We start from the raw sequence: 15,428 nt of genomic DNA on the forward strand, positions 1-15,428 counted from the left end.
TACATCATCTATCGATAACGTATATTTATCTTCTTATAATAAAAATATAATACAAAACTTTAATTAATAATTTTATTTTAATTGCTATTTTTATATTATATTATATCCGTTACATATTTATCTTAAGTTTGTCAATTGTTTTATTTGTGTTTTTATATTATACAATTTAATGCTAAAATGTATTAAATTAGAATTATTTTATTGTTTTTATTATAATTTTAGCTTTATTATCATAAATATTACTATGTTATTACATTATAAAAATATTAATGTGTTGTTTTTTAGTTACACATATTGTTTTTATTTTTTTGTATAGTACAGTAAGATAAATATTTTTAAAATTTACAAAAAACAAATATTGACGATAAAAACACAAAATATTGCAACAATAAAAGAGATCCATCTTAGCTTAAGATCGGATATATTCGGTAATGATACAAATAAATAGGCACTAACATAAAGAACAAAGAGCTTGATCAGATTAAGAGGTTTACACCAACCAAACAACATCAACAACCAAATTGAAACGGGCTTTATCAAGTATGGTTCAATTTTACCATCCGCTACTTTTTCAAAAAACGTTTCAATAGAATTAGTAAAAATATTCAAAAATATTCCAAGTAAAACAAAGATAACAAAGATAAAATGGATTTCATCTCTGCTATAGTTACCGATCTTTCCTGAAAAAGAAGATATTCTATCAATAAATATGAATTGAATAAAATAATAGCATAGAGAAAGAATAAACTCCCCAGCCAAATTCTTACCATAAACAATCTGTCGGCGGATATTCAAACTGATAAAATGAAGGATTATTTTCATCTCAACCACCCGCTCCATTATATGCTTTCATCCCTTTATTCCAAGCAATATAAATTAAGAATAAAAAACACAAAATATAAGTAAAACTTCCGAAAATAAACTGCTGAAACAACGCTAAATTTTGCGTCGCAAAAAACTCGGCAGGAGCTGAGATCACGAAACGATAAGGATTAAATTGCATGAGCGGAATAAGCCACACCGGCCAAAAAGATGGTGGTAAAAGCCCCCCCCCCAAGAAGCGCTGAACTAAGAATACTGAAAGAGAGTAATATATTGTACTCAATCACCCAAAAGCTTAATAAGGCAATTCCAAAAGAGAGTAAAAAACAAAGCAATTGTGATAGAATAACAATGAGAAAAAAGAATAGAAAAGCGATGACCAATCCCAGAATGTTTTCATAGGATGAAACAAGCTTAACAACAAAAAGAGCCAATAACGGGATGCTATATAATACACTCTCCCCTAAAAAAGTAAAAAGCATTTGTGTCATATAACTGAAGGGCTTTGTAAGATATACTTCTAATTGACCTTCTTTAACATGATGAGAGAAAAACTTAATCACATTATAACCATTATTTAAGCGTCCTAGGACTAAAGAAAAAGCATAATAATACATCATATCATGAAAGCTAAAGCCATTTATGGTGTTGCCCATATCAGAGAAAAGTGCATTCCATAATAGAAATTGAATAACAAATGGCGAAAGTGTTCCAATGATAATGTCGGTAAAAAACATTGCTCTATCACTTAGAACAGTGAGTAATCCATTCTTGGCAAAAAGAAACACGCCAAAGCAGTGGTTAGATAAATTCTTTAAATTTAACACGGAGCATCTCTTCAAGCGAGGGAGTGGATACAGAGAACGTACAGTTCAATTCGGTTGTAATTTCGCGTACAAAATGCGCAAAATCCTCACGAGGCAGCGAAATCTCCAGCGAGCATTCTTCAGTGTTAAAGTGCTTATCCTTTAAAGGAGTAGATAATTTCAACGCAATCTCATCAATTTTTTCTACAACAGTTGAAGGTGCAGCCAAGTGTTCACAAAAAAGTGTCATTCTCACCAAAGAAGGAATGACATTTTTAAGCGCCTGAAGATTGCCATGAAACTGTTTCTTTCCCTTATGCAAGAGAATAATATCATCGACGTATCCATCAATATCTCCCATATCATGACTCGTGATGATATACCCAGTGCCGCGCTCCCTTTTCAGTTTTTTAAGAAGCTCCCTGATTTCATGCTTAGATGTAATATCAAGACCAATACTTGGCTCATCGAGAAACAACAGTTTAGGTCTAAAGGAGAGATTAAATGCCAATTCACTTTTCACTCTCTCACCCAGACTAAGCATCCGCACTGGCTTATCCATAATATGCTCAAGACCCAGCAACTCAGTGATCTCTTTAAGATCACGGGTAAAAGAAGCGCGTTCAAGACCATATAATGGTTGAACCATATCCAGACTGTAGCGTAAGGGCAAATCCCACCATAAACAATTCTTATGACCAAAGACCACACCCAAAGACTTGAATAGATCTTTCTTCGCTTTATAAGGATCAACACCAAGGACTTTAACACATCCCTCATCAGCATGTTGTATACCAGAAAGTATTTTAATCAGTGTCGATTTACCCGCTCCGTTAGGGCCAAGAATTGCTAATGATTGCCCTAAAAAGAGAGTGAAACTCATATCTTTTAACACATGATGATTTGTATAAACCGGCTTGAAGAGAGAAACCACCTTGTTTTTAAAACCAATTCCTCTGTCAATGTTGCGATATATTTTTGAGACGTTATTAACGTCAATCAATAATGATCCCATCCGTCACTCCTAATTTCAACTTATCTCCCCTTTAAATGTTCCCATAATAACTATCTGTTTTTGTTCACTAGAAAAAACAAAAGTGTTCAAGCCCTCCCTAGAGCAATAAAACGCACCTGACGTTTTATCTCCAATTTTTTGTATAGATATTTTTCAATGTGATGAGTTCACTTCAATGAAGCATTAAGATACTAAAAACTTATTTCTTCTTTTATGAAAGATAATCTTTTGAATAAACTAAGTAAGTAGAAAAATAATTGCTCATTGAAAGGAGAACTTTTCTCATAAAACTTCATTGTATAAGCAAAGATACAAAGCATAAATCTATACTATAAGCCTATCAAATCACTTTGATAACAGAACAAACTTCCTTGACAACAGGAATTTTTTGAGAGGCTACTTTTCCTCAGCATTACTATAAAATGCCTCAATTATCTCCCATGAAAAAATTAAAATCGCCTTCACTATTTTAGTAAATATCTTTCAGATTTTATCTAACTCATCTCCCTCAACAGACACGCCTCCCCAATATATGACCTCTATAGATAATTCAAAGGAGCAGCTTCACCAGCTCAGATTATTAAATAACACACCATATCCAAAAATAACAATACAATCTATATGGATAAAGAGCTGTAGAAAGAAAACTTATGATATTCGAAAATTTCATCACTCAAAAACACAATTTTCTCATAGCAATTTACTTATCAAAAATTTTCTTCAAATGATGCCCTATTCATCTTATAAAATTTATAGACAAAATCTGTATCAATCAAAAAGAACAAATGAAGTTTCTTTACTCTGTTTCAGCATCACTCTCATTAAAAGACAAAAGATTAAAACTTTGGACCATATGAGGCGGTAAAGGTGCAACAATATCCAATATTCCTCCTGAAGGATGAGGAATACGAATACGACGTGCATGAAGATGAAGACGATTTTGAATTCCTCCTGGTAATGTCCAATTACTATCAGAAAAAAAATACTTTGTATCGCCAATGATAGGATGATCCACATGGGCAGCATGCACACGAAGCTGATGTGTTCTCCCTGTATAGGGTTCCATTTCAAGCCACGAAAGAGCCCGCCCTCGCGTGTCTAAAACGCGATAGTAGGAAACCGCATGATGCGAATCTGGCTCCCCATGTTCACAAACACGCATTTTGTCACCTTGTGCAGTCATTTCCTTAACCATCCACGTTGAAATTTTGTCCTGCTTTTTTTTAGGCACGCCCCGAACCAACGCCCAATAAGTCTTTTTTGTTTCTCGCGCTCTAAAAGCAGCTGTTAAGAACTGAGCAGCTCCCCTTGATCGCGCAACAATAAGCACCCCCGACGTCTCACGATCAAGACGATGAACCAAACGCGGCTTTTCACCTTTTTTATTGCGCCATACCTCAAGCATACTATCCATATGACGTGTTAAACCAGAGCCTCCTTGTACAGCCAACCCAGCTGGTTTATTAAAAACAAATACCTTTGGATCTTCATAAAGCAGCATTTTTTTCAAAACGGTTTCATCATCCTGCCCACGAAGTGTTTTATCCGTTATTGAAAGATTTTCCTTGTCATTAATAGGGAGAGGTGGAATACGAACAGCTTGCCCCATACAAAGACGCGTATCAGCTTTAACACGTCCACCATCAACCCGTATCTGACCAGAACGCAACAATTTTTGCAAAGCTCCAAAACCAAGCCCAGGGTAATGCACTTTAAACCAGCGGTCCAAGCGCATTCCATTTTCATCTGCCTCAACTTTTTTTATTTCTACGCCTGCCATGAAAATTCCCTTACCTGATAATTTTCTCTGCCCAATATTTTTTACCTGATAATTTTATTGATCTATTTTTGCGCCTTTATAAACACAAAAATTGATATTTTAGTTGGCTTTATCACACCATATTACAGTTAGTATCCAAAATTGCCTTTTCTTAACGTCCAAATTTTATTAGCTAAAAACTAAGCGTAGTAAAAATCAACAACCTTTACGCTTAATAGCGAATGGAGATAATTAACCGTGTCCTTATTCAAAACCTATGCACGTGTTCTCACTTACCTAAATAGAGAAAAAAATGCATCCCTTTTAATCTGTACCGCTAATGTTATGTTAGCTATTATCACTATTGCAGAACCTATTTTATTCGGACGCGTTATTGATTCTATTTCAGAAAAATCAGCTATCATTCCTACTCTTACCCTTTGGGTTTGTTTTGGACTTTCACATATTATTGCTTATGTCCTTGTTGCTCGCGGTGCTGACCGCTTAGCCCATAGACGCCGCTTAACGGTTTTAACGGAATCTTTCGAACGTATCATTGCCATGCCTTTAATTTGGCATCAACAACGCGGAACTTCCAACGCACTCCATACACTTTTGCGCGCAATAGATTCCATGTCAACCATATGGCTTGATTTTATGCGCCAACACCTCTCAACGCTTGTCGCTTTATTGGTTCTCATCCCCATAGCGTTTAATATGAATTGGCGTCTTTCAATAGTCTTGGTTGTGCTTGCCATCATCTACGTATTAATTGCACGTTTAGTGATGCGAAAAACAAAAGACGGACAAGCCGCTGTAGAATGCTACCACCACAACCTTTTTAAACATGTCAGTGATTCAATTTCTAATGTTTCCATTGTACAAAGTTATAACCGAATAAAAGAAGAAACTTCTATACTGCATCAACATACAAATGCTCTGCTTAAAGCACAAAATCCTGTTCTTAATTGGTGGGCGCTTGCCAGTGGCTTAAATCGAATGGCTTCAACAATTTCAATCGTTTGTGTTCTTCTCCTTGGAGCTTTTTTTGTTGCAAAAGGTCAATTACGAGTAGGTGAAATCGTTGCTTTTGTTGGATTTGCACAACTCATGATTAGTCGTCTAGACCAAATGAGCAATTTCATTAATTGTGCAATATCCTCACAAGCAAAACTGCAAGAATTTTTTGAAATGGAAGACTCAACCTTTCATACCAACGAACCACAAAATCTTCCTTCCCTCCAAAATGTTAAAGGCGCCATCCAATTTCATCACGTGACCTATAAATTTCCAAATTCTTCTCAAGGCGTTTTTGATATTTCCTTTGAGGTTAAAGCAGGACAAACTGTTGCGATTGTAGGACCAACAGGGGCTGGGAAGACAACATTGATCAATCTGTTGCAGCGCGTATACGACCCTACCATTGGGCATATCTCCATTGATGGAATAAATATATGCTCGATCAATCGCGAATCTTTACGCAAGTCTCTAGCAACAGTATTTCAAGACTCAGGTCTTTTCAACCGCACTATTTATGACAATATTTCAATAGGAAAAGCGAGCGCAACAAATGAAGAACTTTATGAAGCAGCAAAAATAGCAGAAGCTCACGATTTTATTCTAAAAAAAGCTGATTGTTATAACACAATGGTGGGCGAACGAGGATCTCAATTATCAGGTGGAGAAAAACAGCGACTAGCAATTGCACGCGCTGTTTTAAAAAATGCCCCTATTCTCATTCTAGATGAAGCAACAAGCGCTCTTGATGTTGAAACAGAAGCACGTGTCAAAGATGCTCTGGATTCAATACGCCATAACCGCACTACTTTTATTATAGCACATCGCCTCTCAACAGTACGCAATGCTGATGTGATACTCTTTCTGGAACATGGTTACTTAATGGAAAAAGGAAACTTTCAAGAATTGATAGATAAAGGAGGGCGTTTCTCTAAATTTTTAAAGGCAAGTGGTTTAACAATCAAACCACCAGAAAGAGAAGGAGAAAATGTTATCCCCTTACACGAAGCCATAGCATCATAAAAATGATACTCTTCATAAATCTTATGCAAAAAAAATCCTCCTCAATACAACAAGAGCGCTTATATAATACAAGTAAAAAGATTTCTAAAAATGCCACAATCCATTTTAGGTATTTAAGACAGATATTAAAACAATTTAGTATTTTCTCTGCTATTGCAATTTTACTAGATTTGGACAAAAATATTGCCCTATATCTGTGCGTATTAACGAGTATACACTCTCATTTAGGAAAAATATAAAGCTGTAAAGGTAAGAATAACTTCCAGTTTTACCGTCTTCTTTTAACTCAGCTTTACGAATTTCAAAACGAACTAAAACAATAGCTTTTTGATAATGAATATTATGTATTGCTTTTTGTTTATCACGTTCTTTATAGTCCTCTCATAAAGAACAGAACATCATTATTTTGCACATTCATATGGCTTTTTTAGAAACATTTCTCAATGCTCCTAAGCCCATTTCACAACGACATCCGTAAGTAATTTTGATTAATTTAACATACACAGAATTTGAAACGATAAATTATCATTATAAATTAATTTATTAAGGAAATCTCATCATAATAAATCATACATTAATCTAAATCTTTAGATTTGTGTAACATTCCTTTGATTTATAAAGATAGGAGAATGTTCTTTTCAAAACCTTTTAATGATAAACAAAAAAACTGTTTGCTTGTACATAACAAGCAAAATGAAAACAATACAATAGCTCTAAGATACAACAACTCTTTTATAAGCCTTTTCAAGGAAAGGGATTTTAGTTATTTGAAAGCTAATAAAATAATGACAGCTTATAACTTTATAAGGATAATCGTATGCAATAAATCTTGTATTATCCCTTTCATAAAAAGAGATGTTTCTTCAAAAAAATCTATAGGAGCAACACAATAACTAGCCTTCCTAGTAAAAGAATAGACAGCAAAGCATGAAGTGCTGCATAATCTATCTTATCTTAAAACGGTGAATCCTGAAACGCTTGGAAGCTACAAAGCCAAATGAAAAAGTGACAATAAAGACAAACACTGTTTTTGTCTTTACAATTGTATTGTCCTCCAATTACGCTGTATCTTGATTTCAGAAACACACCAGACAGATATTCGTGATACTTAGATGCCAACCCAATATAAAAATGTAAAAAAACACCTATGCAGAATGATTTCATTCTTTAATTTTTTTCCAGAAAATCTTTTAGTGCCGCAAATGCCTCATCAGCTTTGTTCCCATCAGGACCACCAGCCTGCGCCATATCAGGACGGCCACCTCCACCTTTACCACCAAGCATAGCTGAAAGAATACGAACGAGATCAACAGCATTCAATCTATGAGTTAAATCATTCGTAACACCGACAACAGCACTCCCTTTTCCATCCTCCGAGACACTAATAAACGCAACCACTCCAGATCCGATTTGTTTTTTCTCAGAATCGACGAGCGCCTTAAGATCCCGTGGTAAAATATTTTTAACAACGCGTCCGGTAAAAGAAAACCCATTGATGATAGTAATATCACCTTGGCTCCTTTCTGTTATTCCACCACTCAACATCATTTTCTTGCGTACATCATTCAATTCTTTTTCAAGTTTACGACGATCATCAAGCAAAATCCGCACCCGTTCTTCCACACCAGCAGAAGAAGTTTTTAAAAGATCAGCAATTTCATGAATACGTTCATCTTGGCGGCTAAGATAAAGACGTGCTTCTTTGCCTGTTAAAGCTTCAATACGCCGCACTCCAGCTGAAACAGAACTTTCAGAAACAATATGAATCAAACCGATATCACCTGTTCGCTCCACATGTGTACCTCCACAAAGCTCTATTGACCAACGCTTTTCTAATCTTCCCTGTTCAAGTGGCTCCCCCATAGAAACAACGCGAACTTCATCACCATATTTTTCACCAAACAATGCCATTGCTCCTTCAGAAATGGCATCATCTACAGCCATGAGGCGCGTTATTACTTTACTATTTTGCAAAATAATCTCATTTGCTAAATCTTCTATTTTTTTCAGTTCTTCTGGTGAAACGGATTTTGGATGTGAAAAATCAAAACGCAACCGATCTGGCGATACAAGAGAGCCCTTTTGTGTAACATGAGATCCCAAAACTTGTCGTAAAGCTTCGTGTAACAAATGAGTAGCAGAATGATTCGCGCGAATTTTCTTACGACGAACAATATCAACCGTTAATTCGACACAATCAGATCTCGATGCCTGACCAGATTTCACCTCCCCAATATGAATAAAAAGACCATCACCCTTTCTTTGGGTATCATGCACCTCAAAAATAAAATTTTCACCAGAAATGATACCGCTATCACCAATTTGCCCACCAGATTCACCATAAAAAGGTGTCTGATTAACAACAAATATAGCTTTCTGACCTGAAGAAATATGATCAACAATTTTACCATCACACACAAGAGCTGTAAGAATACCTTTCGCTGTCTCAGTTTCATAACCTAAAAACTCTGTGGCCCCCACTTGATCACGAACAGAAAACCAGATCTTTTCTGTTACAGCTTCCCCAGAACCAGACCAATTGGCACGCGCTTCCTCTTTTTGACGTTCCATCGCTTTATTAAAGGTATCAACATCAACAGATATTCCACGACGCCGCAAAACATCCTGCGTTAAATCAAGCGGAAAACCATAGGTATCATAAAGCTTGAAAGCAACTTCACCATTTAAATGATCTCCTTCTTTAAGATCGGTACTTGCTTCATTTAACAAACCAAGTCCTCGTTCAAGCGTTTTACGAAAACGTATTTCTTCTAACCTTAAAGTTTCTGAAATCAAAGATTGAGCACGCACCAATTCAGGATAGGCTTGTCCCATTTCGCGAATTAAAGCAGGCAAAAGTCGCCACATCAATGACTCTTTAGCACCAAGAAGATGCGCATGACGCATAGCACGACGCATAATACGACGTAAAACATATCCTCTTCCTTCATTAGAAGGAAGCACACCATCAGCAATCAAAAATGCAGATGAACGAAGATGATCAGCAATGACACGATGGCTGGCAATAAAATCACCCTTTGCCTCAATCCCTGTAATTTCTTCTGATGCAGCAATTAATGCACGAAAAAGATCAATATCATAATTATCATGAACACCCTGCAAAACAGCAGCAATACGCTCTAATCCCATACCGGTATCAATAGAAGGATGAGGCAAGTCAACACGTTCCTCCTTGGAAATCTGCTCATATTGCATAAAAACAAGATTCCAAATCTCAATAAAGCGATCGCCATCTTCTTCCATACTTCCAGGAGGACCGCCCCAGATTTTATCACCATGATCATAAAAAATCTCCGAACAAGGCCCACAAGGGCCTGTTTCTCCCATCGACCAAAAATTATCAGCCGTCGCAATACGGACAATTTTTTCATCTGGAAGACCTGAAATTTTACGCCACAGTTCAGCAGCAACATCATCACTCTGGTAAACTGTCACCAACAATTTATCTTTTGGCAGGAAAAATTCCTTTGTTAAAAGATTCCATGATAAAAAAATGGCTTCTTCTTTGAAATAATCACCGAAAGAAAAATTACCCAGCATTTCAAAAAATGTATGATGGCGCGCCGTATAACCAACATTATCAAGATCATTATGCTTTCCACCCGCACGAACACATTTTTGTGCCGTTGTTGCCTGCTTATAAGGAGGTTGTTCAAGTCCAGTAAAAACATTTTTAAACTGCACCATCCCTGCATTTGTAAACATAAGTGTAGGATCATTTCGCGGAACAAGCGGACTAGAAGAAAGAACTTTATGCCCATTACGATGAAAATAATCCAAAAATATTGACCGAATATTATTAACACTATTCATACTGACACCTGCTTAATACAGCACAAAACCATAAAAGAAAAATCCCCCCTCATTAAATATCCTCTTCGCCACGCATGGAGTCAATTTAATCAAAGAATGGAATATTTGTTTTAAAAAATTGAGAAAAAAATGACTGTATATTTAAAAACTCAAACAAAAAAACAGAAAAATCTTAAAGGAAAAAAATTATAGACGAAAAAAACGCTCCATCAAATGGTTTCATCACTTTCTATATTTTCTGACCCTGCATTTTCTAACAATTCAATCGCAATCAAACCAGCATTTTGGCGCAAAGCTGATTCAATCTCTGTAGCTATTTCCGCATGTTCACGTAAAAACTGCTTTGCATTTTCACGCCCCTGTCCTAAACGCTGAGAATTATAAGAAAACCAAGCACCAGATTTTTCCACAATACCAACCTTGACACCCAAATCAATCAATTCACCTACTTTGGAAATACCTTCACCATAAATAATATCAAACTCAACTTGTTTGAATGGGGGTGCCAGTTTATTCTTCACCACTTTAACACGCGTCTGATTACCAACGATTGCATCCCTATCTTTAATGGATCCAATGCGACGAATATCTAAACGAACAGAAGCATAAAACTTTAAAGCGTTTCCACCCGTTGTCGTTTCGGGAGAACCAAACATTACACCAATTTTCATGCGAATTTGATTAATAAAGACAACCATACAGTTAGAGCGAAAAATTGCTGCTGTTAATTTTCGCAAAGCTTTACTCATTAACCGAGCTTGCAATCCGGGCAAAGCATCACCCATTTCACCGTCAATTTCTGCTCGCGGTGTTAAAGCCGCGACAGAATCCACAACAAGCACATCAACTGCACCAGAACGAACCAACGTTTCTGTAATTTCCAATGCCTGTTCACCAGTATCTGGCTGAGAAATGAACAAATTTTCTAAATCAACACCAAGCTTACGCGCATAAATAGGATCAAGTGCATGCTCTGCATCAATAAAAGCACAAATCCCACCCCCTTTCTGTGCCTCAGCAATAGCATGTAGAGCCAATGTTGTTTTCCCAGAACTTTCTGGTCCATAAATCTCAACAATACGCCCCTTCGGTAATCCACCAATCCCCAAAGCAATATCTAAGGATAACGACCCTGTTGGAACTGTTTCAATTTCAACAACCTGCTCTTTTTGCCCAAGACGCATAATCGAGCCTTTACCAAAAGAACGTTCAATTTGTGAGAGAGCAGCATCGAGAGCTTTTGTTTTATCCACGATTATATCCTTGACCGATTCATAATAACCTAAAACTTAAGTGTACACTGTACTTTTAATTTAACTAAAGGCTTGAGTTTAGATTTTCACAGACTATTTCCATTCCTATCCCCACATTATGCCCATAACATTCATGACCATCACAATAAAGAATTGGCATTGCTTATCTTATCACACAAAATAAACTCCAATAAAATAATATCCCCATGAGAGCGTAGTTAGCATATTTATATCCCTCTAGAAAAGGAACAATTTAAATTTAAACACAATGTTCTACTGCCCTTCTGCTTATCCCTTTGATTAAGTACTTAAGAGACTAAGAATTCTCCTGCTATTGATCACACAAAAACGCATTATCAATCAACCTCATCCCCTATCGCATCAAAGAACAAAACGCCATTGTGTTGCATATTCATGCACTTGATTTAAGAAACATCTCTCAACACCCCCAAACCTCACTTCGTGACAACACCCATGAATGCGGTATACTGTAAAGCCCTTTGGGAGCCACCATCTTTACACTAAAGAAGAAGCAAACCGGCACACCATCACACTATTTATCATCCCCCAATGTTGCGACAGCTCTCGACACTTGAGACGCTTCATAAGAAGAGTTTTTAGTTCTTTCTTGTACAGTTTTTATCACACACTAATCCTGCTTATAACACACAAGCGAATGATTTGATTGCTTCAACAAATACCAGGCTTGGAATGAGTAAAATTCACGGTATTTAGGACTTTCATTCAACTTACAAAACAGTGAGTTATCGTTATAAATCAATTATATTATTTAATAAAAACCACAAAAATAAAGCAGCTTAAAAGTTGAATAACACATTTAAATTTGATAAAAAAATATGCACTTTTGAAGATATCAAAAAAATCTCTACGAGCAATGTAATAAATATTTAAAATATAAGCTAAATTGCTCATACAATAACATAAGAGATAAAAAATAAATCCAAGATCAATAAAACACGTGTTTCTACTCAAATTTTATTTTTGATCTTTACGTTTTTTGCGCAATTGTTTCCACCACTCAAGACGTTTTACAATTTCACGCTCAAAACCACGCTCAACTGGCTTATAATAACTCTGACGCCCAAGTGTTTCGGGAAAATATTCTTGTCCTGAAAAAGCGTCTGGTTCATCATGGTCATAACAATAACCATTTCCAAACCCTTCCTCCTTCATAAATTTCGTAGGAGCATTAAGAATATGCTTAGGAGGTGATAAAGAGCCATTTTTGCGCGCACAACGCAGTGCTGCTTTATACGCGAGATATGTTGCATTTGACTTTGGCGCAGTTGCAACATAAAGACATGCTTGCGCCAAAGCCAATTCTCCTTCTGGTGATCCTAAATAATCATAGGCATCTTTTGCTGCATTACAAATGACCAGAGCTTGAGGATCCGCCAAACCAACATCTTCAACAGCCATACGAACCAATCTTCGCCCAATATAGAGAGGATCTTCACCAGCATCCAACATACGTGCCAAATAATAAAGCGCAGCATCAGGATCAGATCCACGAACGGATTTATGCAACGCTGAAATGAGATTATAATGCCCATCTCGTCCTTTATCATAAATGGGCACACGACGCTGAATAACTTTTTGCAAAGCAACAACATCAAGAATCTCTCCCAATGGTGCAATAGACCAAACTTCCTCTGCCAATGTTAACACTACCCGCGCATCACCATCAGACATCTCTATGAAAACGTCTCTGGCATCATTATCCAAGGGAAGAGTTTTTCCCTCCACTTCTTCAGCACGCCTCAAAAGCATGTCCAAACTTTCATGATCATGTGAAAGAAATGTTACAACACGTGCACGCGAAAGAAGAGCAGCATTAAGTTCAAAAGAAGGATTTTCGGTTGTTGCACCTATAAGTACCACAGTACCATCTTCCATCACAGAAAGAAAACTATCCTGCTGTGCACGATTAAACCGATGAATTTCATCAACAAAGAGAACTGTTTTATCTCCAGATATAAAACGCCTCTGCGCAACTTCAAAAATCTTTTTAAGTTCAGAAACTCCTGTAAAAATAGCAGAAATCTGTTCAAATGCGAAGTTCGTTTCAAGTGCTAACAAACGTGCAACGGTTGTTTTTCCCGTCCCTGGAGGCCCCCAAAAAATCATCGATCCAATTGAGCCAGTTGCCACCATACGTGAAAGCAAACCATCCTCTCCAATCAAATGCTTTTGTCCCACAACATCATTGAGAGAGCAAGGGCGCATTCTTTCTGCAAGTGGCTGATTTTTATTAACTTGAAAATCAAACGACGAAGTAAAAAAATCTTTCTTCAAAAAAAACCTCAACGAATAAATTGGCGAATATACATACCATCACGTTCATATTCCAATTGCCAAGTACGCGAACGAGCTTGCATAAGAACCTTTTTCAACTGATGAACTGTTTGAATTTTATGACCATTTACAACACGTAGAATATCTCCTGACTGAAAAATTCCAGCTGCATTGCTCATGTCATCAAGGTTGGTAATCACAACTCCTTTTGCAGATATAGGAAGATGAAAACGTCGACTATTTTGCGGTGTTAAATCTAACACTTCAGCACCAGCAAGAGGACTGTCACCCGTGATTTTTTCAGATTTTAAAAATGCAGTTTCTGATATCGATGAAACTGTTATTTGTGTTTTTAAAGTTTTTCCATTTCGTAAATATTCCAAAGCAAGACTATGCTCAACGTCAGCTGTCATCAAACGATACCCAAGACTATCTGGACTATCAACGCGTACCCCTTGCACACTCAAAATAACATCACCTACTTTCAATCCAGCTTTTTCAGCAGGACTATCTTTGATAACTTCAATAATCAGAGCACCATAGGGACGTTCTAAACCTAAACCACCAGCAATATCAGGTGTAACATTTTGAAAAGAAGCCCCTATATAAGGCGGCACAAAATATTTTCCACCGCGTTTAACAGTATCAAGCATCACTTTTACAAGATTAACTGGAATAGCAAAACCAATCCCTACAGAACCACCAGAACGCGAATAAATAGCCGTATTAATTCCGATTAATTGACCTTTCATATCAATTAAAGCGCCACCAGAATTCCCTGGATTAATGGCAGCGTCTGTTTGAATAAAGAAGTCAAAATCAGAAATCCCAACACGTGTACGCGCTTGCGCTGAAACAATACCACTTGTAACTGTTTGACCAACACCAAAAGGATTACCAATAGCAAGAACAAGATCACCAACTTCAACAGCATCAGAATTTCCCAAAGAAAGAACAGGGAATTGAGCATCTTTTTCCTCAACTTCAAGAATTGCAATATCAGTTGCTTCATCTTTGAGCACGATCTTACTCTCAAACTCCCGCCCATCAGAAAAAGCCACTTTAATTTCGCTTGCATCTTTAATGACGTGGTAATTTGTAACAATCAAACCACGTGCATCAACAATCACCCCTGATCCTAATGACGATTGCTTACGAACAGGAAAGTTATTTTGAAAACGACCAAAAAATTGCTCAAAAAATGGATCGCCTTCAAAAGGTGATCGTGCTCTAATTTGTCGAGCTGCATAAATATTTACAACAGATGGAACTGTCTTTTTAACTAAAGGAGCAAATGAAAGAGTGATTTCTGTTTGTGTTTGAGGCACATGAGCATATACATGATCAAATGATATCTGCATCATAATTGCAAAAAAAATCCGCACCCAAAAAGAATATCTCATAATCCACTCCTTATAAAACCAGTACATTCTGTTGAAGATTAATAGAATTAAAAAACTCATCCCCGCAAATTAAGGATCTCTATTAATATTTCATAATAGAGAATAAAAACAACCTATTTGAACAATAAATATTATAAAAATAAGATAATTCAATGTCCTATAATTTTCTCTCTGCACCTA

General features: G+C 36.5%; 8 protein-coding genes and 1 pseudogene. 1 reads left to right on the top strand and 8 read right to left on the bottom strand.

What is annotated here, in order from left to right:
* Positions 1-348 precede the first annotated feature (348 nt).
* The 4 genes and pseudogenes from ACFIJP_RS05135 to ACFIJP_RS05150 form a co-directional block, all read right to left on the bottom strand.
* Positions 349-840 (bottom strand): annotated as a pseudogene (locus ACFIJP_RS05135) (ABC-2 family transporter protein); the annotation flags it as partial.
* 152 nt (positions 841-992) lie between these two features.
* Positions 993-1,649 (bottom strand): ABC-2 family transporter protein, encoded by a 657-nt coding sequence (locus ACFIJP_RS05140; protein ID WP_375626026.1) that lies wholly within the window; start codon positions 1,647-1,649, stop codon positions 993-995.
* Positions 1,624-2,643: an ATP-binding cassette domain-containing protein gene (locus ACFIJP_RS05145; RefSeq protein WP_375626028.1), complete on the bottom strand. Its 1,020-nt coding sequence runs from the start codon at positions 2,641-2,643 to the stop codon at positions 1,624-1,626. The genes ACFIJP_RS05140 and ACFIJP_RS05145 overlap by 26 nt, the downstream gene beginning before the upstream one ends.
* A gap of 796 nt (positions 2,644-3,439) precedes the next feature.
* Positions 3,440-4,423: an RluA family pseudouridine synthase gene (locus ACFIJP_RS05150; protein WP_375626030.1), complete on the bottom strand. Its 984-nt coding sequence runs from the start codon at positions 4,421-4,423 to the stop codon at positions 3,440-3,442.
* A 237-nt stretch (positions 4,424-4,660) separates the two neighbouring features.
* Here ACFIJP_RS05150 and ACFIJP_RS05155 point away from each other — a divergent pair, with 237 nt between their 5' ends.
* A complete protein-coding gene (locus ACFIJP_RS05155; RefSeq protein ID WP_375626032.1) occupies positions 4,661-6,442 on the top strand; it encodes a glucan ABC transporter ATP-binding protein/ permease in 1,782 nt (593 codons plus the stop codon).
* Positions 6,443-7,609: 1,167 nt separating this feature from the next.
* Here the strand turns inward: ACFIJP_RS05155 and alaS are convergent.
* The 4 genes from alaS to ACFIJP_RS05175 form a co-directional block, all read right to left on the bottom strand.
* Complete coding sequence (gene alaS / locus ACFIJP_RS05160) at positions 7,610-10,276, bottom strand: alanine--tRNA ligase (RefSeq protein ID WP_375626034.1); 2,667 nt, start codon at positions 10,274-10,276, stop codon at positions 7,610-7,612.
* 209 nt (positions 10,277-10,485) lie between these two features.
* The gene (gene recA, locus ACFIJP_RS05165; RefSeq protein WP_015856564.1) at positions 10,486-11,529 is read right to left on the bottom strand and encodes a recombinase RecA; all 1,044 of its coding nucleotides are present in this window, start codon (positions 11,527-11,529) and stop codon (positions 10,486-10,488) included.
* Positions 11,530-12,525: 996 nt separating this feature from the next.
* The gene (locus tag ACFIJP_RS05170) at positions 12,526-13,845 is read right to left on the bottom strand and encodes a replication-associated recombination protein A (RefSeq protein ID WP_375626037.1); all 1,320 of its coding nucleotides are present in this window, start codon (positions 13,843-13,845) and stop codon (positions 12,526-12,528) included.
* Positions 13,846-13,853: 8 nt separating this feature from the next.
* Positions 13,854-15,248 carry a DegQ family serine endoprotease gene (locus ACFIJP_RS05175; protein ID WP_375626039.1) on the bottom strand — a complete coding sequence of 465 codons (1,395 nt, stop codon included), beginning with the start codon at positions 15,246-15,248 and terminating at the stop codon, positions 13,854-13,856.
* Between the last annotated feature and the right edge of the window lie 180 nt (positions 15,249-15,428).

This window comes from Bartonella sp. MU37NMGALS, assembly GCF_042194015.1.
Lineage (GTDB): Bacteria > Pseudomonadota > Alphaproteobacteria > Rhizobiales > Rhizobiaceae > Bartonella > Bartonella grahamii.

What these genes read in the sequence shown, in the direction of transcription:
- ACFIJP_RS05145 (WP_375626028.1), bottom strand. Translation starts at nt 2,643, where the DNA reads ATGGGATCATTATTGATTGACGTTAATAACGTCTCAAAAATATATCGC.
- ACFIJP_RS05150 (WP_375626030.1), bottom strand. Translation starts at nt 4,423, where the DNA reads ATGGCAGGCGTAGAAATAAAAAAAGTTGAGGCAGATGAAAATGGAATG.
- alaS (WP_375626034.1), bottom strand. Translation starts at nt 10,276, where the DNA reads ATGAATAGTGTTAATAATATTCGGTCAATATTTTTGGATTATTTTCAT.
- ACFIJP_RS05175 (WP_375626039.1), bottom strand. Translation starts at nt 15,248, where the DNA reads ATGAGATATTCTTTTTGGGTGCGGATTTTTTTTGCAATTATGATGCAG.